Genomic DNA, 26,055 nt, shown 5'->3' with positions numbered 1-26,055 from the left:
ATGGGCAATATTGCCCATCCTACGACAGCGCCTCACATCGGCGGCAGGGCGAAGAACATCGTCTCGCCGGAATGGTCGTCCACCCCGTCATTGTCGGTGACGATCCACATCGTGCCGTCCTGCGTGATGGCCAGGCTTTCCACCTTGTCCAGCACATAGCCGCCGGTCGCGCGCAGCGCCGGCAGCAGGTCCGCCACGAGTTCGGGCGTCACCACCGGCAACTCGCCGCCCAGCGGCGCCGGCTGCAGGTCGGCCAGCGCGACGCGGGTGATCTGCTTCACAACCGCCAGATCGCCCAGCTGGTTGTCGCGCTCGATCAGGTAGAGATAGCCGTCATGGGCGACGATCTCGGACAGCCCCACCCAGCCGCGTTCATGCGCCGCCAGCGGGTAATGCACCGCCGCCCAGTCGCCGGTCGCGGGCGTGTAGGAGACGAGCTTCACCATCCCCGCCGGGTCATCGCCCCATTCGCGCTGCACCGCCATCCAGAGGGTGCCGTCAACCATCGTCACCCCTTCGAAACCGAAGCGGGTCTCATGCGCCAGCAGGGCCTCGGGCAGGGTCACGTCCTCGGTGATCGCGCCGGTGGCATCGACATGGTAGAGCGCGTGCGGGATCTCGCGGTCGGTGCGGCCTTCGTTGGCGATCCAGAAGCCGCCCTGCCCGTCCAGCGTGATGCCCTCCATGTCCATATGCGCGGCCGGGGCGCCGTCGCGGGTGACGCGGATCGCCTGCACGATGCGGGCGGGTTGCTGCGCCGGGTCGATGGCGAAGATCGTCGGCTGCGCGCCATAGGCCGAGTCGGTGACGGCATAGAGGAGCCCGTCCTCACCCGCGACCATGCCGGAAATCGCGCCCCAGCCGGTCAGCTGCTCCATCCCGGCCGAGGTCAGTTGCGGATAGGCGGCGGGCGCGTCCTGGAGTTCGTAGACCATGACATGCGAGCGCGCCGCGCCATCGGCGCCGAGGTCGCTTTCATTGGCGGTGACGAAGAGGTTGCGCGAGGGGATCGGCAGCAGGCCTTCCGGCCCGATGCCCGAGGGCAGCAGTTGGCGCAGCACCGGGGCGGCGGGGTCGGTCGCAACGTAGACGCCGATCACCGAGCCGCGCTCGGAGCCGACGAAGATCATCGGCGTCTCGCCATAGGTGGCGGCGACGACCGATTCCAGCTCGACCCCCTTCTTGCCCGAGCGGCCTTCCGGGTAATGGCCGATCTCGACGATGGCGTGTTCCAGCGACGCGCCGCTGTCATAGACCAGCGTCCCGTCGCGGTTGAAGACCGACCAGGTGCGGCTGCCCCCCTGCCAGTCGCCCTCGTTGGCGATGGCGATGTGGTCGGCATCGACCCAGGTGATCGCATCGGGCTCGCGCAGGCGGGTCACACTCTGGTCGAAGACCAGTTGGCCGTCCTTGGCGGTATCGACATTCTCGGCCGTGGCTTCGCCGGCGGCGAAATGGCTCAGCACCGCGCCGCTGCGGTCGAGGATGACGATATGGTTGTTTTCCTGAAGGGCCAGCGCGATTTCGCCGGCCGCGTTGATCGAGACGAATTCGGGCTCGGGATCTTCCGGCGCGATCTCGGCGAGGCCGGTCACATCGGCGCGGATCAGGGCGTCACATTGAACGGCGCCGTCGGCCATCGGCAGGATGACCAGGTAGCCCGCGGGCATCTGCGGCAGGGCGCCGTCGTTCAGATCCTCGTCCCGCTCATTCTCGATGGCGACGGCGAGGAAGCTCTGATCCGGGGCGATGGCCACGGAATCGGGCTGACCGCCCAGATCGCACGACGCGGTGATCTGGCGGGTCGCCACATCCAGCGTCAGCAGCGCGCCGCCGGTGTTGACGTAATCGGCCGAGGTGTTGACGGCGATGAAGCCCGTGGTCCCGGCGATGGCCACCGAGGTGGGCTCACCCGCCACATCCAGCGCGCCCAGGGGGGCGGGCGCGGCGGGGTCGGTGATGTCGATGAAGCCCACCGAGCCCGAGGGGCTGTCGGTATAGACCAGCGTCATCCCGTCATCGGTGGCGGCGATGATCTCGGCCGAGGTTTCTTCGGCATCGGGCAGGTTCCGCGCCACCGGGAAAGCGGCGATGCGGTTGAAATTCATCTCTTGCGCGTAGCCGGGGGTGGCGAGGATCAGCGCCAGCGCGCTCGAAGCCAGAAGGCGGGTGGGCATGGGGTTCTCCGACAGGACTTGAACTTGGATCTGGCGGCATTACCTCCGGCCTGTCACAACCGCGTCTCGGTTCGATGACAGAACCATGACGGGAGGGGGCGTTCATGGCGATCCAGCTGATCGGCAAATTGATCTGTGCCAGCGAAGAGCAGGCGGCCATCGTGCGGGAATATCTGCCCGAGCATATCCGCCTGACCCGGGCCGAACCGGGCTGCCTGCAGTTCGAGGTGACCCATGCCGGCGCGATGACCTGGAATGTGGACGAGCTGTTCGCCGACCGCGCCGCCTTCGAGGCGCATCAGGCGCGGACCCGGGCCTCGGCCTGGGGGGAGCGGACGCTGGGCATCGCCCGCGAATACGAGATCCGCGACACGCTGGCCGGCGCGGCCTGACTCTCAGCAGATCCGGGGCAGCTGTTCGCCCACCAGCATATCGACAATCCGCGTGCCGCCAAAGGCGGTGCGCAGGGTGACGGGCACCGCGCCTTGCGGGACGGCCCGGCCGATGATGCAGGCGCCCTGCCCTTCGGGCATCGCCCGCATCGCCGCCAGCGCGGCCTCGGCCTCGGCCGCCGGAACGAAGGCGACCAGCGTTCCCTCGTTGGCCAGATAGAGCGGGTCGAGGCCGAGGATCTCGCAGACGCCCTTGACCTCGGGCCTGAGCGGCAGCGTGGTTTCGTCCAGTTCCACCGAGCACCCGGCGGCCTCGGCCATCTCGTTCAGCGTCGAGGCGAGGCCGCCGCGGGTCGCGTCCCTTGCGGCCTTGGTGCCGGGGGCGGCGGCGATCAGCGCCTGCATCAGATGGCCGAGCGACTGGCAGTCGGAGTCGAGGTCGGTCGACAGCATCAGATCGCCCCGCGCCGCCAGAATGGCCGCGCCGTGGTCGCCGAGGACGTGGTTAACGATGGCCACGTCGCCGGGCCGGATCCTCCGGGCGTCGAGGTCGCGGCCGGGCGGGATCACGCCCACCCCGGCGGTGGTGATATAGACCGTGTCGCAGGCACCCCGGTTGACCACCTTGGTGTCGCCGGTGACGATGCGGACGCCGGCCTTCTCGGCTTCGCGCGCCATCGAGGCGACGAGTCGGCGCAGCAGCGCCACCTCGCAGCCCTCTTCGATGATGAAGCTGGCCGAGAGCCAGAGGGGTTTCGCACCGCCGACGGCGAGGTCATTGACCGTGCCGCAGACGGCGATCTTGCCGATGTCGCCGCCGGGGAATTCCACCGGCGTGACGACGAAGCTGTCAGTGGTGAAAGCCAGCCGCGCGCCGGGTTCCTGGAGGGAATCGTGCATCAGACGGGCCTGATCCTCCATCCCCGGGGGATTGAAAACGCTGGTGAAAACGCTCTCGATCAGGTCGCGCATCGCCTTGCCGCCGCCGCCATGGGCCAGCGTCACGCGCTGGTCGCGCAGGGTCATGATGGTGTCCTTCATTCTGCGGCCACCCGCGATCCGCCATAGGTCCAATAGGCCGCGCAGGCCCCTTCGGACGAGACCATGAGCGCGCCCAGCGGCGTCTCGGGCTTGCAGCCGCGGCCGAATTGCGGGCAGGCGGTGGGCTTCATCCGACCGGTCATGACGGCGGCGCATTCGCAGCCTTCGGGCTCGTCATCGGGCGAGGCGGCATAGCCGATGCCGAACTTGGTTTCCGCGTCCCAGGCGAGGTATTTCTCGCGCACCCTGAGGCCCGAGCTGTCGATTTCCCCCAAGCCCCGCCAGGCAAACCGCGGGCGCCGTTCATAGACATCGGCGATGGCGGCAAGGCTGACCGGGTTGCCGTGTTCGGGCACCACGCGGGCGTATTGGTTCTGCACCTCCGCCTTGCCGTCGCGGATCTGCTCCAACACCATCAGCACCGATTGCAGCAGGTCGATGGGCTCGAACCCGGCGACAACGATGGGTTTATGGTAGTCCCGGGCAATGAAATCATAGGGATGCACGCCGATCACCATCGACACATGGCCCGGCCCGACGAAGCCGTCCAGCACCATGTGGGGATCGTCGAGCAGCGCCTTGATCGGTTCCGGCACGGTGATGTGGTTGCAGAAGACACTGAAATTCGTGACCCCCTCGCGCGCCGCCTGCTGGATGGTCAGCGCCGTGGAGGGCGTCGTCGTCTCGAATCCGAGGCCGAAGAAGACGACCTCCTTGCCCGGATTGCGGCGGGCCAGTTCCAGCGCGTCCAAGGGCGAATAGACCATGCGGATATCGGCGCCGTCGGCCTTGGCCTGTATGAGCGACTTGCGCGTGCCGGGGACCCGCATCGCGTCGCCGAAAGTGGTGAAGATGACGCCCGGCCGCTCGGCAATCGTCACGCAATCGTCGACGCGGGACATGGGCAGCACGCAGACCGGGCAGCCGGGACCGTGGATGAATTCGATCCCCTCATGCACCAGCTTGTCGAGGCCGTAGCGGAAGATCGCATGGGTATGGCCGCCGCAGATCTCCATGATATGCACGGGCTTTTCGCGGGTGGCGCCGATCTGGTCGGCGACCCGGCCGATGGCGGCGATCAGCGTCTTCGCGGCTTTAGGGTCGCGGAATTCCTCGACGTATCTCATTGATCCTCCAACGCTTTCGCGCCCTCCGCCATCTGTTCCAGCGTCTCCTGCGCCTCGCCCAGCCCGCGCAGGGCTTCCAGCGTTTCGGCGGCTTCGTGGGCGTCGATCACCGCCATGGCGAAGCCCACATGGATCAGCACCCATTCGCCGACCAGATCTGCCAGCGGGCCCAGCGCGACCGGGGCCAGCGACACCTCGCGCCGGACGCCCGAGACATCGGCCATGGCCATCTGCCTTGCCTCGTCGGTGATGGCCACGATCTGGCCGGGGATGCCTAGGCACATGGTCAATCCTCCTCGGTGGCGACATGCGGCTCGATGCCGTAGCGGTCCAGTTTGGCCCGCAGCCCGACGCGGGAGAGGCCCAGTTCGGCGGCGGCGCGGCTCTTGTTCCATTTGAGGCGCGTCAGCGTCTCGCGCAGGATGCGCATCTCCATCACCTCAACCCGGTCCTTGAGCGTGCCTTCCAGCGCGCCGACCAGCGTGGCGGTGCGGTCGGCGCCCTCGTCCCCCGGGGCGGCCATCAGGATGTGGCGCGAGATGATCTCGGGGCCGAGCGTCACCTGCTGGGCGAGGATCAGCATCCGCGTCACCTCGTTCTTCAACTCGGGCAGGTTGCCGGGCCAGTCGTAGGATTCGAGGAATTCCAGCGCCGCCGGGCTGAAGCCGCGGGCGGGCTTGCCATGGGCGGCGGCGAGTTCGTGCAGCAGGCGTTCGGCGATCAGCGCGATGTCGCCCTGACGGGCGCGCAAGGGCGGCACCTGAAGCGAGGTGACGGCCAGCGCGTAATAGAGGTCGGCGCGGAAAGTCCCCTCGGCCATCAGGTCCATCAGGTCGCGATGCGCGCCGGTGATGAGGCGGGCGCCCGAGGTCAGCGTCTCGCGCCCGCCGACCGGCTGATAGGCGCCCTCGGTCACCACGCGCAGCAGGGCGATCTGCATGGCGGGGCTCAGCGCATCGACGCCGTTCAGGAAGATCGTGCCCCGGTCGGCCTTTTGCAGCAGGCCGACCTTGGTCTGGGCCAGCCCCTGCACCGCGCCGCGCTTGATGCCGAAAAGCTCGACCTCCAGCACGTCATCGGGCAGGCCCACGCAATTGAGTTCATAGAACGGCCGGTCGGCGCGGAGCGAGCCGTAATGCATGGCGCGCGCGAGGTCGGTCTTGCCGGTCCCGGCCTCGCCCTGGATCAGGACGGGCACATCGAAACTGGCGAACTGGCGGGCGAGCTGGATCGTGGCGTTGAGGCTGGAATGGGGACCGCGCAGCACCTTGTCGAACCCCAGCCCCGCCTGCAGCATCCGCCGCCGCTCGTCCAGCTTGGTCGAGGCGGAACTGCCGAGATAGCGCATCTCCAGCGTCATGCGCTCGTGGTCGCGGTTCAGCTCAAAAAGGCGGGCGGCGTTGCGGACCGCCATCAGCAGATGGTCCGGGTGCCAGGGCTTGGTGATGAACTGATAGATCCCGGCCTCGTTGATGGCCTGGATCATGTCGTTGGTTTCGGTATAGCCGGTGACGATGATGCGGACGGTTTCCGGCCAGCGGTCGCGGATCTCGGTCAGGAGTTCGATGCCGGTCTTGCCCGGCATCCGCTGGTCCGAGACGACGACCTGGACCCAATGCTCCTCCATCAGCGCCCAGGCCTCGGCCGCGTCGCCCGCTTCCAGGACGGTGAAATCGTCCTCCAACGCCATCCGCATCGCGGCGACGGAATGCGGCTCGTCATCGACAACGAGGATGGTGGGCAGGGTCTTGGCCATCACGCGGCCTTGTCGGCGAGGCGGGCCTTGAGCCAGGCGAGCCAGGTGTCCATCCCCTCGCCCGTGCGGGCGGAAAGGCCGATGATCTCGATCCCCGGGTTCACGCGCCGGAGGTTCGCCTCGTAGAGATCGAGGTCGACGTCGCAATGGGGCGCGAGGTCGACCTTGTTGAGGATGGCGAGCCGGGCGGCGGTGAACATGTCGGGGTATTTCAGCGGCTTGTCCTCGCCTTCGGTGACCGAGAGGATCGCCACCTTGCAATCCTCGCCCAGGTCGAAGGCGGCGGGGCAGACGAGGTTGCCGACATTCTCGATGAACAGGTACGCGCCCTGCCGCAGGCGCAGCTCGTCGAGTGCGTGGCCGACCATATGCGCGTCCAGATGGCAGCCCTTGCCGGTGTTGATCTGCACCGCCCGGGCGCCCGTAGCGCGGATGCGGTCGGCGTCGTTCTGGGTCTGCTGATCGCCCTCGATCACCGCCAGCGGCGCGTCGCCCAGCCGCTTGATCGTCTCGCAGAGCAGGGTCGTCTTGCCCGAGCCGGGGGAGGAGACGAGGTTCAGCGCGAAGACGTCGAGGGCCTTCAGGATGCGACGGTTCTGGGCGGCGTAGGTGTCGTTCTGGGACAGGATCGCGGTTTCCACCTCGATCAGGCGGGACTGGGACATGCCGGGGACGGACACGCCCGCCTCGCCCTGACCGTAATGGTGGTGGTCGTGGTGGTGGTCATGATCATGGTGATGATGTCCATGGTCATGATCGTGGTCATGGTGGTGATGGTGGTGATGGTGGTGCCCATGGCCGTGATCATGGGAATGGGAATGCCCCACCGCCTTGCCATCCGCCGTTACCGTGTCGCTGCAGCCGCATACCGTGCACATCAGATCACCTCCAAATCCTTGATCCGCATTTCGTCGCCCGCTTCGGGCATCAGCCGGCCGCCGCCGCAGAGCGGGCACGGGTCCAGCCTTTCGTGGATTTCCACCGTCTTTCCGCAATCATAGCACAGCGCAAGCCCCGGAAGATCCAGCATTTCCAGCGCCGCGCCCTCGGCCTTGGAGCCGCGCATCACGACCTCCCAGGCGAAGGCCAGCGCCCGTTTCTCGACCCCGGCGAAGCGGCCGATTTCCAGCCGGACGCGGGTCACGCGGGTGACGTCGGGCCGGTCGGTGGCCTGATCGACGATCCGGCGGATGCCTTCGGCGAGGGACATTTCATGCATGTTCCACCTCCCGGGTCAGGGTGACCGGCGAACAGGGGTCGAGAATGTCCAGAACCAGCGCCGCCTGTCCAGCGCGGGCGGCATCGAGCGCGGCCAGCGATTGCGCCAGCACGCCGCCCGGGGCGAGCAGGCTGTCGGTGGGCGTGACGCGCGCGAAGGCGGTGACGATCCCGCCTTCGGCCCTGAGGCGCAGACCGTAAAGGCCACGGGTCGCCTGTACCAGCGCCTCACCCCGGGCGGGGCTTTCGGGAGGCGGCAGGCCCTCGTCCAGGAGAGCCGCGATGTCGAACAGCCGGGCGGCGGCGCGCCAGAGGGGACCGCGCCCGCGGCTGGCCTCCAGCGCGGCCAGTGCCGGGTTCCGGGCGTGGCGGGCGGCGGGGGAGTTCTCCAGCGCGGCGCCGGTCCACAGGTTCGTGGCCTCGGCGAAAGGCAGCACGGCGGTCACGGCCTCACCCTTGCGGAAATTGCGGTCGATCGCGCCCAGGATCGGCCCGACGCCGTGGCCGGAGACCAGGAAGCGCGCCATCTCGTCGGGTGTGGCGGGCACGCCTTCGGGGCCGAAGACGGCGCGGCGGATGGCCCCGGGATCGGTCTGCCAGCCCGCGGGCATCGGCCGGGCGCTCAGGCCCAGCAGCACCGGCCAGGTGACGAAGAGCTTGAGCAGATGGTCGCGCAGGATCTCGGTCCCGCCTTCGGGCGCGGGCCTGCCCAGCGCCACCGCCACCGCCTGCGCCTGCGCGACGCGGCAGAGGTTGAAGAGCCGGGGCAGCAGCGCCGCCGCCGTCTCGACCCGGGTGCCGAGGACCATGGCGGCGACCGGCAGCGCCGGCCCGGCCTGGGCCTGGAGGCGGGGCGCTGGCTGCATCAGGGCTGACCGGCGAGGCCCGCGGTGATCACGGCGCGGCGCGAGGGGATGGTGGGTTCGGCCTCCTCGGCCTCGTCGGGCTTCGGCGCCAGCGCCGCCTCGCGCGCGGCGCGGATGTCGGCCTTGCGGTCGGTCTCGGCCAGATGGGCGGGATCGAAGAGCGCCTGCATCACCGCCAGCGCCACATCCACCGCATCCTGCTGGCGGGTGAATTGCGCCATGGGCGAGAAGAGCGAGCAGGCCTTGTAGCCCCCGGTCATCTCGCGCGAATTATGGATGAATTCGTAGGCGCCCGAGGGGAAGTCCACGACCTCCTTCTCGCCCGCGACCAGGGACGACCAATCCTGCGCGTCGGGCAGCAGGATCAGGTTCATGAACCAGGGCGAGATCAGCACGCCCAGCATCATGTCCTCATGCATGCGAAAGCCCACGGCCTCGACCCTGAGGGCCTTGTTGACCAGCGGCACGTCGCGCATCTTGCCGTGCCAGACTTCGGTGAAATCGGTCACCAGCCGCTCGGTCGCGGCCCTGATGCGCAGGGCTTCCAGATGCTCGAAGGCGCCGGGGTCGCGCAGGACCATGAACTGATGCGGATCGGCCGAGCAGGTCGGGCAGGACCAGTCGCCCGGCAGCTCGGTGAAGGGGGTGCCGGGGTCGATCTGGCGCGTGGCGTCGCCGATCGCCGGGTCATAGACCGACCAGCAGATCTTGCATTCCATCACCGCCTGCGGGCTGATCCGGGCGGCATGGCCGCCGTAGGAGCCTTCGAAACCGCTCATCGCACCGCCTCCAGCACGTCTTTCAGCCGTTTGGCGCTGTCGGCCAGATCCTCGGGCGCGGCAAGGACCACTTCGGGCATGCCCGTCACCTCGAACGTGTCGAGGATCAGCTGGTCCTGCGAATTGTAGAACTGCACGCGCCAGACCCGGGGCAGCGCCGTGGCGCGGATGCGGCAATTGCCATAGCCGCGCGACAGGATGTCGGAGGACCCCTCGCCCAGCCGCGCGTCCAGCCAGTCGAGGTCTTCGGGCGTGTGCGGCAATAGGGTCAGGTTGATGACATGCAATTCTCCGTCCTCGTTCGCGCTCTTGTCGGTGAGTTCGGACCAGAGGGCGGGGGCGTTGACCACGCCCGGGCCGGGCGCCACGTCCTGCCCGCGGCGCAGGGGCTCGAAGGCGCGGGTCACGGCGATGGCGGGCACCGGCGCCACCTCGATCCAGTCCTCGCCCGCGCCCTGCACCCGCCAGATCCCGGCAAAGACGCTTTCCTGCACGCGGACGGGCGGCAGGCCGCGCACCTTGACCGAGACCTCGCCCTCGCGCAGCACCTCGGCCACCAGACGGCGGTTGGCGGGATCGAGGCCGCTGAGGTCGAACCGTTCGGCAATCAGGCTGGCGGAGACCCGCGTCGCGGCGGCGACCACGGCGTCGAGGATGGCAATGGCGGGGGCCAGATCCTCGGTCAGTTCGATATCGGGCAGTTGCGGCGAATAGGTGTGCATCTTCGCCGGCATGTCGAGGTAATGCAGATCCTCGCCATCCTCGGGCACGGGTTGCGAGCCGGGGCCGAAGCCGCTGGGCGGCAGGTGGAAGTTCGAGACCATGGAACCCTCAGGCGTTTTCGGTGGAGAGGTAATGCGAGAGCCGCGCGACGTAGTCCGACCAGTCCCGCACCTTGGGAATGCCGCCGACGAACCGCCCGTCGCGGTAGAGGATCAGCGAGGGCGTCTTGAAGACGCCCGTCGCCTCGCGCACCAGTTTTTCCAGGCTGTCCCCGACCACCGCGCAGTCGAAGGCGTGCTGGAAGGCGGCTTTCAGTTCCGGCAGGATCACTGCCACGTCCGGGGTTTCGAGGTTGCGGGCCACATCGCCCGGCACGAAGAGGACATGGGCGCCGGGCGCGCAGGTGAAGGCGCTGAGGGCGGCTTCGTCCTGCAACAGCGGGTAGCGGAACTCGGTCGTCAGGCGGTCGATCAGCGGGTGGGACAAGGCGGCCTCCTCGGGGGTGCGTTCAGGCTTGGGTCTGGCCCGCGTCGAGCGCGGCTTGCAGATGGGGCGGCAGTTGCGGTGTGCGGGCTTCGAGATCGGCGAAGGCGTCGCCCAGCTCGCCCCCGGCCATGACCCGGCGCATCCCGTCCAGCGCCCGGGTGATGAGCGCGGCCTCCTCGGCCGAGATCACCTCGCGCGCGGCGCCGAGGAAGCCCAGCACCCAGGTGCCGACGGGCTGGGTGCCGGTCAGCGACAGGTCGATATGGCTGCCGTCATGGCCGGTGGCGTTGGTGCCGTCGACGGCGATGATCTGCAGGGGGATGCCGACGCACATGGCCTAGTCCACCGGAAAGAAGCGGGCGTCGCCGATGCGGCAGGCTTCCTCGGCCGAGGGGCGGCCGTCCTCGTAGGCGGATTGGCGCAGCGAGGGATCGGCGAGGTCGCCGGTGGGCGTGCGGCCGGGGCGCGAGGCAATGCCGCGGTCGGCCAGCCAGCGGGCGGCGATGGCGACGGCCTCGGGCACGCGGGCGGCAACCGGGGCGCGCAGGCCCCCGCCGTAATCCTCCAGCTCCTCGGGCTGGCAGCCGATCAGCACGATCTGTTCCGGGTGGCAGTTCATCAGGCGGGCGGTGGCGAGGACGTCCTGAAAGCCGGTCTGATGCAGGGACATCTTCTTGGCGCCCATGAAGGTCGGGACCTCGTCGCCCTCGACCACCTTCATCGTGCCGGGTTCCAGCCCGTAATCCACCGCGTCGAAGACCACCATCAGGTCGTGATCTTCAAGGAAGGGCAGCAGGTAGAGACCCTGCGTACCGCCGTCCAGCACGGTGACGGGCGCGTCGAATTCCAGCGTCTCGGCCAGATGTTCGACGCAGCGGACGCCGAAGCCCTCGTCGGCCCACAACAGGTTACCGATGCCCAGAATGAGCGCGCGATGTGTCATGAATCCTCCCTATCTGGCGGGCGGAACCGAAGTTTCCGCTGCTGGATGGAAGTGAAACTATCCTTTTCGGTCCCGGTCAGGCGGTTTTTTCAGCATTCTGGAAACATGGATTCAGAGTATTGTTTTTGCTTTGTTTTTCGCGGCCTCTCGCTCAAATCATCGCAGCCATGATGGAAAGATACTTATCGGGCTGAATGCATTACGAATAGTCAATTGCCGCCAAGCCCTTCCGACCGGAAAGCCGACTCGTCACGCCCCTTACACATTCCCGGCATTCACGGGCTCGGGATTGGCGGCGCCCCCGGGCGGAACCTTATGATTCCGCTCGCGTTGTTCCCGTGACTGCCACCGTTGACCCTGCCTGAAAGACTGCCTGCCAGGAGACCCGCCATGCGTAACCGAGCTGCCCCGCCTGTCGTCGCCGACATGCCCTTCACCGCCCCCTACCCCGTCGCCATCTGCGACGTGGAACGCGGGCGCTTCACCGCCGGGCCGCGCAGCCTGCCCTCGGGGACGCGGGGTCTGGTCGGCTGGTTCGCGGGCCGGATGGTCGAGGGGCGGCGCAACAGCCTGTCCCACTGACGCAAACCGGGCCCCCGCAGGGGCCCGTTTCCGGTTGCACCATCAGGCGCGATCAATCCGCCCGGTCGTCCTTGAAGGTCCGGTGCCCCGAGATCATGGTCGAGACCATGGATTGCCGGGACAGGATATCCTCGCGGATCGCGGCGTAGATGTGGATCAGCATGAAGACCACGATCGCCCACATGCCCAGCCGGTGGATTTGGTGCAGAACCATGGAATTGCCGATCCATTCCCTGAGCGGCCCGAAGAGGAAATCGAGCCAGCCGCCCTGCATCGCGCCCTCGGCATACATGGCAAACCCCGTCACGATCATGAAGGTCAGCCCCACCGTCATGAAGAAGAACATGGCGATCTGCGCCAGCGGGTTGTGGCCCACGTATTTCTTCGGCGTCCGTTCGAGGAAGGCGTACCAGCGGATCTCGTGCCAGACTTCCTTCCACCAGGCCTTGCGGTGCACCGGCAGGTAGAACATCTGCCGGGCGTGGTGGTTGCCGACAAAAGCCCAGTAGATGCGGCCGAAGAAGCCCGCGGTCAGGATCATCCCGGCGGCGAAATGCGCGAAGCGGATGTAGCCGAAGACGAATTGATGCGTGGCCTCGGCGATCTGCATCGAGGGCAGCGGGCGGCCGATCAGGTAGCCGGTGACGACCAGCACCATGATGCAGGCCGCGTTGATCCAGTGCCAGAGCCGCACCGGCACCTCGTAGACATAGACCGAGGTGCGCTTGCGGACCGAGGCCAGATCGCTTTCGGTGGCGTCGCCGGTGAGGCGCGAGGCCTCGAGTCCGGCGGCCGGGTCATGCGAGAGGTCGGACATGGCCCTACCCCGCGATCAGCGCGAGGCTCGAGGCGATGACCCCCGACCCCGCCAGCAGCTGCAGCGCCCGGCGCGAGGCGAAACCCCGGGCAAGAAGGATCCCGGCGCCATGCAGCACGGCGCTCGCAACCAGGAAGCCCGCGACATAGGTCAGGGCGTTGCCGGTGGCCTCGGCGGCATGGGCATGGCCGTGGAAGGCGCCGAACAGGGCGATGGCGCCCAGCGTGGCGCCGGTCAGGGCGCGGGACTGGCCGGGGCGGGCCAGCACGACCAGCAGGCCGAACAGGAAGACCGAGGCGGTGATCATCGCCTCGACCCCCGGCAGCGGCACTCCGGCGAAGCCGAGCCCCGCGCCCGCGACCATCGCGGCGAGGAAGGCGGCCGCCCCGCCCCAGACATGGCGCGGCAGGGCGAAACCGGACCAGAGCCCCACCGCCAGCATCGCCGCCAGATGGTCGGCGCCGAGGAACGGATGGGCGAGGCCATGGACCAGCCCCTCGGCCCCGTGGCCGGTATGGGCCAGCGCGGGCGCGGCGGTCAGCGTCAGCGCGGCGGTCAGTGCAAGTTTCTTCATCGGTTCCCCTCCCTCAGCGGACCTTGACCGAGGTCAGTTCCTGACCGTCGGGCGACATGACATGCGTCGAGCAGGCGAGGCACGGATCGAAGCTGTGCAGCGTGCGCAGGATCTCGACCGGCTCGTCGGGACGCTCCATCGGCGTGTCCATGAGGCTGGCCTCGAAAGCGCCGATATTGCCCTGCGCGTCGCGCGGCGAGCCGTTCCAGGTGGTCGGCACGACGCATTGATAGTTCTCGATCTTGCCGTCCTTGATCGAGATCCAGTGACCCAGCGCGCCGCGCGGGGCCTCGGTCATGCCGACGCCACGGGCCTCGCGCGGCCAGGTGGACGGGTCCCATTTGGCGACATTGGCCGTGCTCTGGTCGCCGTTGCGGATGTTGGCCACCAGCTTGTCGAAGAAATGCCGTTGCAGACGGGCGCAATATTCCGCCTCCAGCGCCCGGGCGGCGGTGCGGCCCAGCGTCGAGAAGAGCGCCTCGACCGGCAGGTCCATGGTCCGCAGCAAGCCGTTGATCTGGTTGGTGATATCCTCATGCCCCTGGGCGTAGCCGACGATGTAGCGGGCGAGCGGCCCCACCTCCATCGCGTGACCCCGCCAGCGCGGCGCCTTGATCCAGGAGTATTTCGCGGCCTCGTCCAGCTCCTCGATATTGGTCCGCGTGCCCCGGGCGTTGGGGCCCAGTTCGTAGCGCGGGCTGGTTTCGCCGTCCCAGGGGTGCTTGCCCTGCCCCGGCTGGCCGTATTCGTACCACGAGTGATCGACGAATTCCTGGATCTGCTCGGGGTCGCGGACATCGACCTCGTGCACCTCGTTGAGGTTGCCGTTGATGATCGCGCCGCGCGGCAGATAGAGCTGCGAGGGGTCGAAATTGTTCGGATGCTCGGGGATGTCGCCATAGGCGAGGCAGGCCTTGGACGAGAGCCCGCCGCCATAGAGCCAGGTCTTGTAGAAGCCGCCGATCGCGACCACGTCCGGGATATAGACGTTGTTCACGAAATCCGTGCATTTCTGGATGATCGAGGAGACGAGGTTCAGCCGCTCCATGTTGATCGCCCCGACCGCGCCGGTCGAATGCATGTTGATGGGGCACGGCACGCCGCCGACCAGCCAGTTCGGATGCGGGTTCTTGCCGCCGAAGATGGTGTGGACCTTGACGATTTCCTTCTGGAGGTCCAGCGCCTCCAGATAATGCACCGTCGCCATCAGGTCGGCTTCGGGCGGCAGTTTGTAGGCCGGGTTATCCCAATAGCCGTTCTTGAAGAGGCCGAGCTGCCCGGATTCCACGAAGGCCCGCAGACGCGCCTGCACGTCGCGGAAATACCCCGGCGAGGACATCGGATGCGAGGGTGAGACGCGCTGCTGCAGTTCCGAGGTGGCGCGAGGATCGGCGCGCAAGGCGTTGATCGGGTTGACCCAATCCAGCGCGTGCAGGTGGTAGAAATGCACGACGTGGTCGTGGATTTCGAGGTTCAGCTGCATCATGTTGCGGATCGAGTTGGCGTTCTCGGGGATGGTGATCCCCAGCGCATCCTCGACCGCGCGCACCGAGGTCAGCGCATGGGTGCCGGTGCAGACGCCGCAGATCCGTTCGGTGAAGGCCCAGGCATCGCGCGGGTCACGGCCGCGCAGGATAACCTCGAGCCCCCGCCACATGGTGCCGGTGGAGACGGCGTTGCGGATCACGCCGTTCTCGTCGACGTTCACCTCGCAGCGCATGTGGCCCTCGATGCGGGTCACGGGATCGACGACGATGCGGCGGCCGGAATTGTCCAGCGAGAAGCCGTTGGGGGTCTGGATGACCATGGGTTACGCCTCTTCCTTGGCCGTGCTGGGACGGTCCTGAACTTTCTTCTGCGCCGAGCGCAGGGCGGAGATGGCGGTGTGCAGCGCGATGCCGCCCGCCACGGCCCCGGCGGCGACCATGCCGACCTGATCGGCATTCGCCTCGACCCCGAACTGGGTCAGGTCGGTCACCCGGTCGTAGAACGAGCCCTGATCCCAGAACCCGTCTTCCGAGCAGCCGATGCAGCCATGCCCCGACTGGATCGGGAAGCTGACGCCCTCGTTCCAGCGGATGGTCGAGCAGGCGTTGTAGGTGGTCGGCCCCTTGCACCCCATCTTGTAGAGGCAATAGCCGCGGCGCGCGTTCTCGTCGTCCCAGCTTTCGACGAATTGGCCGGCGTCGAAATGCGGGCGGCGGTAGCATTTGTCGTGGATGCGCTGGCCGTAGAACATCGCCGGACGGCCTTGACGGTCGAGTTCCGGCAGCCGGTCGAAGGTCAGCATATAGGTGATGACGCCGGTCATCACCTCGGCGATGGGCGGGCAGCCCGGGACGCGGATGATCGGCTTGTCGGTGATGACCTGATGCACCGGCACGGCGCGGGTCGGGTTCGGATGCGCGGCCTGCACGCAGCCGTAGGAGGCGCAGGCGCCCCAGCTGATGATCGCCTTGGCGTGTTCGGCGGCCTCGCGCAGCTGTTCGACGAAGGGCTTGCCGCCGACGATGCAATACATGCCGTCTTCGTTCAGCGGCGGGTTGCCCTCGACCGCGAGGATATAGTTGCCGCGGTAGCGCTCAATGGTGTCCCTGAGCGCCGCCTCGGCCTGATGCCCCGCCGCCGCCATCAGCGTATCGTCGTAATCGAGCGAGATCATCGACAACACCACATCGCCCGCCAGCGGATGGGCCGAGCGGATGAAGCTTTCCGAGCAGCAGGTGCATTCGAGCCCGTGCACCCAGATCACCGGCGTGCGCCGCAGGGTCTCCATCGCATGGGCGATCTTCGGCACGAAGGCCGGGCCGAGGCCCAGCGCCGCCGCCGTCAGCGAGCAATATTTCATGAAGCTCCGCCGGGTGATCCCCTGCTTGCGCATCACGTCGTAGAAGGTCTCGATCTGGCTCAAGGCCGCTCCTCCCCCATCGCGGTTGATGTCCGGTGCGACCCCGTGGCGCACCCTCCCGATGCTGAGGATGACGGCATGCGACGGTATTCGCATGGAAAAGCGGCAGTCTTTGCCCCGGGCGGGAAAGTGCTGCGCGGCCCGTGGGTTACGGGGGTGTTTGCGCTCACGTCAGGGGGTGGTGGCGGACAGGGGCCTGTCAGGCTGGAAGGCCTGTGGTCAGGCGCTTTCCAGCCGGGCCAGCGCCACCAGCGCCTGACCGAAGGCGAGGCCGCCGTCATTGGCGGGCACTTCGCCGGGCAGGCAGAGCTGATAGCCCTCGAGCGCAGCGCAGGTCGCCTCCAGCAGGCCCGCGTTCTGGAAACACCCGCCCGAGAGGGCGATGGTGCGCGTCCCGGCCTCGTCGGCGATGCGCTTCGCGGCCTCGACCACGGCCCCGGCCAGACCGTTCTGGAAGCGGGCGGCGATCAGCGCGGGCGGCGTGTCGGGCAGGTCGCGGGCGATCAGCGGGAAGAGCGCGGCAAGGTCGAGGCCGAAGGCATAGCCCGGCTCCTCCGGGTGCTGTGCGGCAAGGGCTTCCAGCCCCATCGCCGCCTCCCCTTCATAGCTAAGCCGCGCGGGCGCGATCCCCAGCACCGCCGCCACCGCGTCGAACAGGCGCCCGGCCGAGGAGCTTTGCGGCGCGTTGAGGCCCTTGGCGGCGGCGTGGCGGACCATCGCCCGCGGCTGGTCGGGGAAGAGGCGGTCGGCCAGCCCGGACAGCCCCGCCTGATCCAGCCGCATCAGCGCATTCCGCCAGGGCTCCAGCTGCGCCAGATCGCCGCCGGGAAGCGGGGCCGGCGCCAGATGCGCGGCGCGGCGGACCCGTGCGTAATCCCCCACCAGAATCTCGCCGCCCCAGATCGTGCCATCCTCGCCCAGCCCCAGCCCGTCGAGGATCACCCCCACGGCCGTCTCCCCCGTCCACCCCGCCTCGCCCAGCGCGACGGCCATATGGGCGTGGTGATGCTGGACGCGGATCAGCGGCACGCCGAGCGCCTCCGCCCGCGCCGCCCCGTGGCGCGAGGCGCGGAAATCGGGGTGCAGGTCGACAGCAATGGCCTTGGGGCGGTGGTCGAAAAGCGCCGCGTAATCGGCGTCGGCCTTCAGGAACTCCGCGAGCGTCAGCGCGTCGTCGAGGTCGCCCAGATGATGCGACAGCATCGCCCGGCCGTTCTTCGTCAGGCAGATCGCGGCCTTCAGCTGCCCGCCATAGGCGGTGACCGGCGTGTCGGGCAGGCCCCTCGGCAGCGCCAGCGTGCCGGGGCTGCGGCCGCGCGCCCGGCGCAGGACCATGCGGCCCTCGCGGGTCAGGCGCTCGACGCCATCGTCCAGCCGGCGCGCGATATCGCGGTCATGCATCAGGAAGGCATCGGCGAAAGGCGCCAGTTTCTCGCGCGCCTCGTCATTGCCGATGACCTGCGGCTCGCCCGACAGGTTGCCCGAGGTCATGACCAGCGGGCGGCCCATGGCATCCAGCAGCAGGTGGTGCAGCGGCGTGTAGGGCAGCATCCAGCCCAGCGTCGACTGGCCGGGGGCGAGGCTCTCGGGCAGCGTGCCGTTGTGCGGCAGCAGGAGAATGGGCGCAGCGGGATCCTGGAGCAGCGCCTCGGCTTCGGGCGTGATAGCAGCGTGCTGGCGGATCAGCCCCAGCGGCGCCATCAGCGCCAGCGGCTTCGTGGGTCGCCGCTTGCGCTGGCGCAGAAGGTCGATGGCCCCGGGATTGGTGGCGTCACAGGCCAGATGAAACCCGCCCAGCCCCTTGATCGCCAGGATCTCGCCCGCCCTGAGGCGCCGGGCGGCCTCGGCAATCGGGTCCTCGGCAGGCGGCTCCAGCCAGAGGCGCGGCCCGCAATCCGGGCAGGCCACCGGCTGCGCATGGAAGCGGCGGTCGGCGGGATCCTCGTATTCCGCCCGGCAGGCGGGGCAAAGGGCGAAGGGCGACATCGTCGTCTGCGCCCGGTCATAGGGCAGGCCCCTGAGGATGGTGAACCGCGGCCCGCAATGGGTGCAATTGGTGAAGGCATAACCCTGGCGGCGCCCCGGCGCGCGGATCTCCCGCGCGCAAGCCTCGCAGGTGGCGGCATCCGGCGTGACGGCGGTCTCGGCGCCCTTGGGACCGGAAGCCTCGATGGTGAAATCCCGGGCGCTGACCTCGGCCTCGGTGCTTTCGACGGCATCGACCCGGGCAAGGGGCGGCGCCTCGGTCCTCAGCGCGGCCTCGAAGGCGTCGAGCCCGGGGCCCTCGGCCAGGATCAGCACGCCCTCGGCATCGTTCCGGACAGAGCCGGTGATGCCCAGCCGCTCGGCCAATTGCCAGACGAAGGGCCGGAAGCCCACGCCCTGCACCTGGCCCCTGACCCGGATGCGGCGGCCCATCAGGCGAGCGTTCCCGCAGGCGAAGCACGGTGCGTGCAAGCACGCACCCTACGGGGCGCCCCGCGCAGAAGCGATGCGCAGATTGCGCATCCTACGGGGACGTCAAATCGAGCCTCGGCGCCCGGGGCAGACCCCGGGGGATTTTCCATCCCCCGGACCCCCAGGAGGATAATTGCAGAACGAAGAGTGACAAGGGCCTGCCTCCCCGACAATGCGCCCCCCGCCCCATCACTTTGCCAGAAATACTCCCGGGGGGTCCGGGGGGCGGAGCGCCCCCGGGGCCAGCCCCAGGCGCCAAGGCCGGGGCGGCCCGGGCGCGCGGGGTGGGTGGGCGGGAGCGCGCCCGGGCCGCTTTGCGCCAGCCCCGCCATCAATGCACCGTGCAGACCATGCAGGGGTCGAAGCTGCGCACGATGTGTTGGACCGAGAGGGGCGTTTCCTCGCCCTCCCCCACCGGGGCGCCGACCAAGGCGGCTTCCAGAGCGCCCGGCACGCCGGCCGCGTCACGGGGCGAGAAGTTCCAGGTGGTGGGCGCCACGATCTGATACCCGGCGATGCGGTGGTTCTCGATCCTCAGCCAATGGCCGAGCGAACCGCGGGCGGCCTCGACCAGACCGACGCCCTCGCCGTGGCGGGGCAGCTCGAACGGGTCGAGAAACCGCGCCGCCGGATCCAGCGCCTGCGCCCAGTCTTCGAGCCAGAGCTGGGTGCGGGCGACCTCGAGCAGCCGTGCGGCGACACGGGCACGGACGCCGCCCTCGGCGGCCAGGGCCAGCGCCAGGGGATGACCGTCGATGGCCTGCCGCGCCAGCGCGCCGACCTCCACCACCTGACCGTCCAGCCTTGGCGCCTTGCACCAGGAATACGCGGTCTCGCGCATGTCCTCGTCCGGCACCGTGCCGCCTCGCGCCGGATGCGCGGTCTCGCCCAGCATCCAGGCGTGGCTCAGATCCTCGGTCACCTGCGCGGGGTCGAAAGGGCTCAGCACCGCGCCGGTCAACACGCCCTGCCGCGAGGCGCGGCCCCCCTCCAGCGGATAGGCGCCATAGGACAGATAGCGTCCCGGCCCCTGCCCCATCCCTTCCAGCCCCAGATCGCGGGCGATGCGCAGGAAGAGGCCCGCGTCGCCCGAAGTCCACGCCTCAAGCTCCGACAGCGTCGAAAGCCCCGCGAAATCCTCCACCGGCGCGGCGAAGATCGTTTCCTCCAGCGCCCGGCGGAAACTGCGCAGCGTGGCGATGATCCGCACCCGGTCGCGGGCGTCGGGCGCCTTGGTCACGCCGCCGGGCTGGATGGCCAGCGTATGCGGCCACTTGCCGCCCAGAATCCCGGCGATGTGCAGGAGGCGCGCCCTTGCCTCGACCAGACGCCGCGCGGCGGAGCCCTGCATGGCGGTGAAGCGGGTGACGGCCGCCTCGTGCCAGTCGCGGCCCTGATAGGCGGGGCGGGCAAAATCCGGCATGAAGAACAGGGCGAAATGGGTGACGTGATCGGCGAGGTTCTCGACCCCGTGCAGGATCGCCGCCGCCAGCGCCCCCTGCGGCGTGGGCCTGGCGCCCGCGGCATCTGCCAGCGCGAGCGCGGCCGCGGCGGATTGGCTGACCGAACAGATGCCGCAGATGCGGGGCGTGATGGTCAGCGCGTCGCGCGGGTCCTTGCCCAGCAGCATCATCTCGAAGCCGCGGAACAGGGGCGAATTCACCCGCGCCTCGGCCACCTGCCCGTCGCGGATTGTGAGCGAGACTTCCAGATCCCCCTCGACCCGGTTGAAGGGCCCGACCAGCAATTGCCGGGTCACGAGCGCGGCGCCTTCTGGCCGGGCGAGACGCGGATCCGGTCCGAGACCGCGTTGACGCCGATGCGCTTCGGCGTCGCGGCCTTGGACAGCGAGGCCAGCGCCATGAACCAGGCCTTCGGCATGTCGGAGGGCAGGCCCACCGGGATGCCGGCGATGGTGGGGGTCTCGGTGAAGGGGTGGCGCGGTTCCTCGAACTCGGGGCTGGTGCAGGCGATGCAGGGGTAGCCGGCGCGGGTGCAGGAGCCCTCGCCATTCCACGCCCGGATGTTGCAATCGCCCACCGCCTGCGTGCCGACGCAGCCGAGGTGTTCCATCATGCAGCCCAGTTGCGAGAGTTCCCGGGCGCTGGCCTTGTATTCGTAGAATTCGTTCTTGGTGCAGGCGTGATGCACCAGATGGTCGGCATAAAGCCGGGGCCGCCCGTAATCGTCGAGATCGGCCTCGCCCAGCCGCCCCTCGGCCAGCAGCAGCAAGGTTTCCGAGACCCAGCCGGGATGCGTCGGGCAACCGGCGATATTGATGACCGCCCGGCCCGAGCGGGCGCGGAAGCTGGGGTCCAGCGCGCCGCCCGCCAGTTGCCCCTCGTATTGCAGACCCACGGCGCCCGTCGGGTTGCCGCCCGCCGAGGTCATGCCGCCATAGGCCGCGCAGGTGCCGACCGCGACCACATCGCGGGCCATCGGCGCGAGGCTGCGCACCCAGTCGAGCATCGAGCGCCCGGTGCCGGACAGCATGTGATAGCGCCCGGTGCCCCTGGGGCCGGTGGCGATGGAGCCTTCGACGGCCAGCACGTCGAGGGGCTCATCGCCCCGCTCGATCGCTTCCAGCAGGCGGCGGACCTCGGCGCCGGTGGCTTCCGAAAAGGACGGGTGCCAGAGGAAGTCGATCCCGCCATCGGCCAGCAGGTCGAAGACATTCGGATCCTCGGCGCAGAGGAGCGACATGGTGCAGCCCCCGCAGCCCGCCGATTGCAGCCAGAGCACGTTCATGGATCTTCCTCCAGCGGCAATTCGAGCCGGAAACAGGCGCCGGACGCGCCGGGCACGGCGCAGAGCGCCAGCCGCCCGCCGTGTTCCTCGGCGATCTTGTGGCTGATGGACAGGCCGAGGCCAGTGCCCTGCCCCACGGGTTTGGTGGTGAAGAACGGATCGAAGATCGAGGCCGCCTGCGCCTCGGGCACGCCCGGGCCGTTGTCGGTGACCGCGAGGATGGCGCGGTTCTCCTGACGCTCGACATGGATGGTCAGCCGGGCGTCCTGCTGGCCCTTCATCGCATCCATGGCGTTCTGCACCAGATTCATGACGATCTGCTGGATATGGCCGGGGACGCCCTGGACCGTCAGGCTCGGCAGGCCGGTGAACTGCGCCTCGATCCCGCTTTTCGACCCCCGCTCGACCCAGCGGGCGGCGATGCGCGCGGTCTCGACCAGATCGAAGGCCACCCGCTCCCCGGTGCCCGAGGCCGAGAGGCGGCGCAGGTCCGCCACGATGTCGCGCACCCGCTCCGCCCCGTCGCGGGCGCCGACAATCGCGTCGCGCAGGTTCTTCAGGTCGCGTTCCAGCTTCAGCTCGGTCCTGAGCGCGACCAGTTCTTCACGGGGCGCGCCCGCCTGCACCCGCTCGAAATAGGTCTCGAACCGGCTGACGTAGCGATCCAGCGCGTGGGTCGAGGCATAGACAAAGCTGATCGGGTTGTTCAGCTCATGCGCGACGCCGGCCAGCAGGCGGCCGAGCGAGGCGAGTTTCTCGTTCCGGACCAGCTGGATCTGCGCCTCCTTCAACTGGCGGTGGCTGGCCTCCAGTTCGGAATAGGCCCGGCGCAATTCGGCCAGCGGGCGGCCGATCAGCACTGCGCCGATGAGGCGGCCCCGGTCGTTCACCCGAGCGCTGAGCGCGATGTCGAAGGGTGCCGGCCCCTCGGGCGTCAGGACATTCGCCTCGAAGCGGGCGGCGCTGCGCTGCAATCTCAGCTCGGCCAGGGCTGCGTCGAGACGCGCGGCGCCCTCGGCGTCGAACACATCGCTCAGGCGCAGGCCGGCCAGATCGGCCGGGTCGCGGCGCACGGCGGCGGCGAAGGAGGCGCTGGCTTCCTCGATCCGCGCGTCGCGGCCCAGCACCACCATGATGTCGTTGACCGCCTCCAGGATCGAGGCGATGAACTGCCGCTGGGTCTGCAACTCCTGGTTCTGGCGTTCCAGCAGGGCGTGATGGCTGGCGAGTTCGGCATAGGTCTTGTCATAGGCGGCCAAGACGCTCAGCCACGCATCGTCCGAGAACTCGCCGTCCCTGTGCCGATCTGTCGAGGTGCTCATCCGACCCATCCCATGACCGCAGGATAGACCTTTGCCCGCCGGGGTGAAAGCCGTTTGGTGACGGGGGTTTGCCGGCCCGGGCGATCACGCGCCTGCCGGTTCGGAAGCCCGGGTGGTCGCGTGCTGACCAGCCGCCGACGCGGGGGAAGCCTATGAAGGGGTATCGACAGCGCCGCTCAACGGAGTACGTTCTGGCGCAACCCAGTTGGCGAACAGGAGGCCCGATGCGCTACCACGCCCCGGCAACATTCGAGGAAGCGGTGAGCATTGCCGCGGGTGCGTCCGGTGTGACGCGCTTTCTGGCGGGGGGGACCGATGTGCTGGTCCAGCTTCGCTCGGGCCTCGTCACCCCCGACGATCTGATCGACCTGAAGAAGATCCCCGGCACGGGCGAGATCACCCGGCTGGACAATGGCGGCTGGCGGATCGGCGTCGCGGTGTCCGGCGCGGAACTCGGCGCGCATCAGGCGCTGGTCGCGGATTGGCCGGGCGTCGTGGAGGGGATGGAGCTGGTCGGTTCCACGCAGGTGCAGGGCCGGGCAACGCTGACCGGCAACCTGTGCAACGGCTCGCCCGCAGCGGATTCGGTGCCGGGGCTGGTGGCGGCCGGGGCCATGGTCACGGTGCAAGGGCCGAAGGGCACGTGCGAGATCAAGGTCGAGGAGGTTCCGGCGGGTCCGGGCAAGACGACCTTGGCGGCGGGTGAGATCATCACCGCCATTACCCTGCCGCCCCGGGGCAAGCATGGGGGCGACGCCTATCTGCGCTTCATCCCGCGGACCGAGATGGATATCGCCGTGGTCGGCTGCGCCGTCTCGCTGGTCAGGGACGGCGACCGGGTGGTCAGCGCCCGCGTGTCGCTGGGGGCCGTGGCGCCGACGGTGCTGCTGGTCGAGGATTGCGCCAAGGCGATCATCGGCACCACGCTCGATGAAGCCGCTCTGGCCGCGCTGACCAAGGCCGCCGAGGCCGCGGCGAAGCCGATCAGCGACAAGCGCGGGACCAAGGAGTTCCGCATCGAAGTGGCGGGTGTGCTGGCCCGCCGCGCCGCACGCATCGCCTATGAGAGGGCCGGGAAATGAGCCGTATCCACGTCACCGCCACCGTCAATGGCGACGAGGTCGAATTCCTCGCCGATCCGCGCGAGACGCTGCTCGATTGCCTGCGGGATCATCTGGGCCTGACCGGCTCGAAGGAAGGCTGCGGCACGGGCGATTGCGGCGCCTGTTCGGTCACGCTGAACGGGCGGCTGGTGTCGTCCTGTCTGGTGCTGGGCGTCGAGGCGCAGGGCGCCGAGATCGCCACCATCGAGGGGATGGCCAAGGGCGGCGAGCTGCACCCGTTGCAACGCAAGTTCGTGGAACACGCGGCCCTGCAATGCGGCTTCTGCACCCCGGGCTTCCTGGTCGCGGCGAAAGCGCTGCTGGAGAAGAACCCCGACCCGACCGAGACCGAAATCCGGTTCTGGCTGGCGGGGAACCTCTGCCGCTGCACCGGCTATGACAAGATCATCCGCGCCGTTCAGGACGCGGCGGCGGAAATGCGGGGGGCTGCGTGATGGCGAAGGACGAGATCAGCAAGGGCTACACCTGGATCGGCACCACGCCCGACCGCCCGGATGGCCTGGACAAGGTGACGGGCCGCGCCCGCTATGGCGCCGACTTCAACCTGCCGAACATGCTGCACGGGGCGGTCGTCCGCTCGCCCCATGCCCATGCGCGGATCGTGAAGATCGACGCGTCGAAGGCGCTGGCGCTGAAGGGCGTGAAGGCCGTGGTGACGCGGGCCGACCTGCCGACGGGCCTGACGGGCGAGGATTTCTACCTGCAGGAAAACACGCTGGCGGGTGAGAAAGCGCTCTATGACGGGCACGCGGTGGCGGCGGTGGCGGCGACCACGGCGCTGATCGCGCAGGACGCGGCCAAGCTGATCGAGGTGGAATACGAGGTCCTGCCGCATGTGACCGACGTGGACGAGGCGATGAAACCCGACGCGCCGGTCATCATGCCGGGCTGCGCCGACCATTCGGTGCCCGAGGGCTCGGCCCCGAACGTCGCCCGCTACATCGACTTCGGACGCGGCGATCTGGACGCGGGTTTTGCCGAGGCGGATGTCGTGCGGTCCGCGCATTACACGACCGAGGCCACGCATCAGGGCTATATCGAGCCCCATGCCGCCGTGGGCCAGATGGGCGCCGACGGCAAGGGCGAGATGTGGGTCTGCACGCAGGGCCAGTGGTACATCCGCAAGATGTGCTCGGCGGTTCTGGGCACCGACCCGGCGCAGCTGCGCGTCACGCCGTCCGAAATCGGCGGCGGCTTCGGCGGCAAGACCACGATCTTCATGGAGCCGCTGCCGCTGGCGCTGTCGAAGAAGGCGGGCGGCCAGCCGGTGAAGATGGTCATGACCCGGGCCGAGGTGCTGCGGGCGACCGGACCCACCGCCTCCGCCTCGATGGACGTGAAGATGGGGATGAAGAAGGACGGCACCATCACCGCCGCCCGCGTCGATTTCCGCATGCAGGGCGGGCCCTTCCCCGGCGCCTCGCCGGTGGGTGAGGCTTTGTCCTGCGCCTTCGCCTGCTACGACATCCCCAACCTCGCGCATCACGGGTGGGAGGTTCTGGCCAACCGTCCGAAATGCGCCGCCTACCGCGCCCCCGGCTCGCCCATGGCGGCCTATGCGGTGGAGAGCATGGTGGATGAACTCTGCCGCGAACTCGGCCTCGACCCGATCGAGGTGCGGCTGAAGAACGGCGTGAAGGAGGGCACGCGCGCCTCCTACGGGCCGAAATACAAGCGCATCGGTCTGGTCGAGACGCTGGAAGCCGCCAAGGCCCATCCGAACTATGCCGTCGCGCTGGGTCCCAATCAGGGCCGGGGCGTGGCGTCAGGGTTCTGGTTCAACCACGGCGGCGAGACCTCGGTGTCGATGGCGATCACCGAGGACGGCACGGCGCAGGTCTCCGTGGGCACGCCCGATATCGGCGGCTCCCGCGCCTCCATCGCGCTGATGGCGGCGGAAACGCTGGGCATTCCTTACGAAAACGTCCGGGTGAACATCGTCGAGACCGGCGCTTTGGGCGTGAACGAGCCGACCCATGGCTCGCGCGCGACCTTCGCCAGCGGCAAGGCGATGT

The 26,055-nt window shown here is 68.8% G+C and carries 26 protein-coding genes; 5 read left to right on the top strand and 21 right to left on the bottom strand.

All coding sequences use genetic code 11. The annotated features are described in order from the left end of the window. Nucleotides 1–32 precede the first annotated feature (32 nt). Nucleotides 33–2,177, bottom strand: a complete 2,145-nt coding sequence (locus tag VDQ18_RS11420; protein ID WP_323021063.1) for an esterase-like activity of phytase family protein — start codon at nt 2,175–2,177, stop codon at nt 33–35. 104 nt (nt 2,178–2,281) lie between these two features. On the opposite strand from VDQ18_RS11420, the gene VDQ18_RS11415 reads away from it, so the two are divergent. Continuing rightward, nucleotides 2,282–2,569 (top strand): putative quinol monooxygenase, encoded by a 288-nt coding sequence (locus VDQ18_RS11415; RefSeq protein WP_323021062.1) that lies wholly within the window; start codon nt 2,282–2,284, stop codon nt 2,567–2,569. A 3-nt stretch (nt 2,570–2,572) separates the two neighbouring features. Here VDQ18_RS11415 and hypE read toward each other — a convergent pair whose 3' ends face one another. The 12 genes from hypE to VDQ18_RS11355 are packed head-to-tail and all read right to left on the bottom strand — an operon-like array spanning nt 2,573 to nt 11,508. Beyond that, the gene (gene hypE, locus VDQ18_RS11410) at nt 2,573–3,595 is read right to left on the bottom strand and encodes a hydrogenase expression/formation protein HypE (RefSeq protein WP_323021071.1); all 1,023 of its coding nucleotides are present in this window, start codon (nt 3,593–3,595) and stop codon (nt 2,573–2,575) included. Nucleotides 3,596–3,606: 11 nt separating this feature from the next. Continuing rightward, on the bottom strand, nt 3,607–4,737 hold the full coding sequence (gene hypD / locus VDQ18_RS11405) for a hydrogenase formation protein HypD (protein WP_323021061.1): 1,131 nt from the start codon (nt 4,735–4,737) through the stop codon (nt 3,607–3,609). Continuing rightward, the gene (gene hypC / locus VDQ18_RS11400; RefSeq protein WP_323021060.1) at nt 4,734–5,021 is read right to left on the bottom strand and encodes a HypC/HybG/HupF family hydrogenase formation chaperone; all 288 of its coding nucleotides are present in this window, start codon (nt 5,019–5,021) and stop codon (nt 4,734–4,736) included. The genes hypD and hypC overlap by 4 nt, the downstream gene beginning before the upstream one ends. A gap of 2 nt (nt 5,022–5,023) precedes the next feature. Further along, a complete protein-coding gene (locus VDQ18_RS11395) occupies nt 5,024–6,493 on the bottom strand; it encodes a sigma-54 dependent transcriptional regulator (RefSeq protein WP_323021059.1) in 1,470 nt (489 codons plus the stop codon). Further along, the gene (gene hypB, locus VDQ18_RS11390) at nt 6,493–7,371 is read right to left on the bottom strand and encodes a hydrogenase nickel incorporation protein HypB (RefSeq protein WP_323021058.1); all 879 of its coding nucleotides are present in this window, start codon (nt 7,369–7,371) and stop codon (nt 6,493–6,495) included. Before hypB ends, VDQ18_RS11395 begins: the two co-directional genes overlap by 1 nt. Further along, the gene (gene hypA / locus VDQ18_RS11385) at nt 7,371–7,712 is read right to left on the bottom strand and encodes a hydrogenase maturation nickel metallochaperone HypA (RefSeq protein ID WP_107750153.1); all 342 of its coding nucleotides are present in this window, start codon (nt 7,710–7,712) and stop codon (nt 7,371–7,373) included. The genes hypB and hypA overlap by 1 nt, the downstream gene beginning before the upstream one ends. Continuing rightward, nucleotides 7,705–8,577, bottom strand: a complete 873-nt coding sequence (locus VDQ18_RS11380; protein ID WP_323021057.1) for a hydrogenase expression/formation protein HupK — start codon at nt 8,575–8,577, stop codon at nt 7,705–7,707. Before VDQ18_RS11380 ends, hypA begins: the two co-directional genes overlap by 8 nt. After that, entirely contained in the window at nt 8,577–9,356 is a 780-nt protein-coding gene (gene hybE, locus VDQ18_RS11375; RefSeq protein ID WP_323021056.1) for a [NiFe]-hydrogenase assembly chaperone HybE, read from the bottom strand. Before hybE ends, VDQ18_RS11380 begins: the two co-directional genes overlap by 1 nt. Next, nucleotides 9,353–10,180: a hydrogenase expression/formation protein gene (locus tag VDQ18_RS11370; protein WP_323021055.1), complete on the bottom strand. Its 828-nt coding sequence runs from the start codon at nt 10,178–10,180 to the stop codon at nt 9,353–9,355. Before VDQ18_RS11370 ends, hybE begins: the two co-directional genes overlap by 4 nt. Before the next feature lie 7 nt (nt 10,181–10,187). Beyond that, nucleotides 10,188–10,565, bottom strand: coding sequence for a hydrogenase accessory protein (locus VDQ18_RS11365; RefSeq protein ID WP_323021054.1), 378 nt, complete (start codon nt 10,563–10,565; stop codon nt 10,188–10,190). Between the two features lie 22 nt (nt 10,566–10,587). Beyond that, complete coding sequence (locus VDQ18_RS11360; RefSeq protein WP_323021053.1) at nt 10,588–10,899, bottom strand: HypC/HybG/HupF family hydrogenase formation chaperone; 312 nt, start codon at nt 10,897–10,899, stop codon at nt 10,588–10,590. Between the two features lie 3 nt (nt 10,900–10,902). Beyond that, nucleotides 10,903–11,508, bottom strand: coding sequence for a HyaD/HybD family hydrogenase maturation endopeptidase (locus VDQ18_RS11355; RefSeq protein WP_323021052.1), 606 nt, complete (start codon nt 11,506–11,508; stop codon nt 10,903–10,905). Between the two features lie 390 nt (nt 11,509–11,898). Between VDQ18_RS11355 and VDQ18_RS11350 the strand changes: the two genes are divergently transcribed. Next, a complete protein-coding gene (locus tag VDQ18_RS11350; protein WP_323021051.1) occupies nt 11,899–12,090 on the top strand; it encodes a hypothetical protein in 192 nt (63 codons plus the stop codon). 52 nt (nt 12,091–12,142) lie between these two features. Here VDQ18_RS11350 and cybH read toward each other — a convergent pair whose 3' ends face one another. The 8 genes from cybH to VDQ18_RS11310 form a co-directional block, all read right to left on the bottom strand. Beyond that, on the bottom strand, nt 12,143–12,907 hold the full coding sequence (gene cybH / locus VDQ18_RS11345) for a Ni/Fe-hydrogenase, b-type cytochrome subunit (RefSeq protein WP_323021050.1): 765 nt from the start codon (nt 12,905–12,907) through the stop codon (nt 12,143–12,145). A 4-nt stretch (nt 12,908–12,911) separates the two neighbouring features. Next, nucleotides 12,912–13,481 (bottom strand): HupE/UreJ family protein, encoded by a 570-nt coding sequence (locus tag VDQ18_RS11340; RefSeq protein ID WP_323021049.1) that lies wholly within the window; start codon nt 13,479–13,481, stop codon nt 12,912–12,914. Nucleotides 13,482–13,494: 13 nt separating this feature from the next. After that, nucleotides 13,495–15,288, bottom strand: a complete 1,794-nt coding sequence (locus VDQ18_RS11335) for a nickel-dependent hydrogenase large subunit (RefSeq protein ID WP_323021048.1) — start codon at nt 15,286–15,288, stop codon at nt 13,495–13,497. A 3-nt stretch (nt 15,289–15,291) separates the two neighbouring features. Continuing rightward, on the bottom strand, nt 15,292–16,392 hold the full coding sequence (locus tag VDQ18_RS11330; protein ID WP_323021047.1) for a hydrogenase small subunit: 1,101 nt from the start codon (nt 16,390–16,392) through the stop codon (nt 15,292–15,294). Between the two features lie 216 nt (nt 16,393–16,608). Continuing rightward, nucleotides 16,609–18,807: a carbamoyltransferase HypF gene (gene hypF / locus VDQ18_RS11325; RefSeq protein ID WP_323021046.1), complete on the bottom strand. Its 2,199-nt coding sequence runs from the start codon at nt 18,805–18,807 to the stop codon at nt 16,609–16,611. Nucleotides 18,808–19,177: 370 nt separating this feature from the next. Next, nucleotides 19,178–20,605 carry a nickel-dependent hydrogenase large subunit gene (locus VDQ18_RS11320; protein WP_323021045.1) on the bottom strand — a complete coding sequence of 476 codons (1,428 nt, stop codon included), beginning with the start codon at nt 20,603–20,605 and terminating at the stop codon, nt 19,178–19,180. Continuing rightward, the gene (locus VDQ18_RS11315; RefSeq protein WP_323021044.1) at nt 20,602–21,594 is read right to left on the bottom strand and encodes a HupU protein; all 993 of its coding nucleotides are present in this window, start codon (nt 21,592–21,594) and stop codon (nt 20,602–20,604) included. Before VDQ18_RS11315 ends, VDQ18_RS11320 begins: the two co-directional genes overlap by 4 nt. Next, entirely contained in the window at nt 21,591–22,916 is a 1,326-nt protein-coding gene (locus tag VDQ18_RS11310) for a sensor histidine kinase (RefSeq protein WP_323021043.1), read from the bottom strand. The genes VDQ18_RS11315 and VDQ18_RS11310 overlap by 4 nt, the downstream gene beginning before the upstream one ends. A gap of 224 nt (nt 22,917–23,140) precedes the next feature. Between VDQ18_RS11310 and VDQ18_RS11305 the strand changes: the two genes are divergently transcribed. The 3 genes from VDQ18_RS11305 to VDQ18_RS11295 form a co-directional block, all read left to right on the top strand. Next, nucleotides 23,141–23,998, top strand: a complete 858-nt coding sequence (locus tag VDQ18_RS11305; RefSeq protein WP_323021042.1) for a xanthine dehydrogenase family protein subunit M — start codon at nt 23,141–23,143, stop codon at nt 23,996–23,998. After that, nucleotides 23,995–24,474, top strand: coding sequence for a (2Fe-2S)-binding protein (locus VDQ18_RS11300; RefSeq protein ID WP_323021041.1), 480 nt, complete (start codon nt 23,995–23,997; stop codon nt 24,472–24,474). The genes VDQ18_RS11305 and VDQ18_RS11300 overlap by 4 nt, the downstream gene beginning before the upstream one ends. Continuing rightward, a partial coding sequence (locus VDQ18_RS11295) for a xanthine dehydrogenase family protein molybdopterin-binding subunit (protein WP_323021040.1) occupies nt 24,474–26,055 on the top strand: 1,582 nt, incomplete at its 3' end. The genes VDQ18_RS11300 and VDQ18_RS11295, both read left to right, overlap by 1 nt.

Origin of the sequence: Pararhodobacter sp., assembly GCF_034676075.1 — a bacterium.
GTDB lineage: Bacteria > Pseudomonadota > Alphaproteobacteria > Rhodobacterales > Rhodobacteraceae > Pararhodobacter.
The sequence above is the reverse complement of the archived record's forward strand: the minus strand, read 5'-3'. Positions and strand labels throughout refer to the sequence as shown.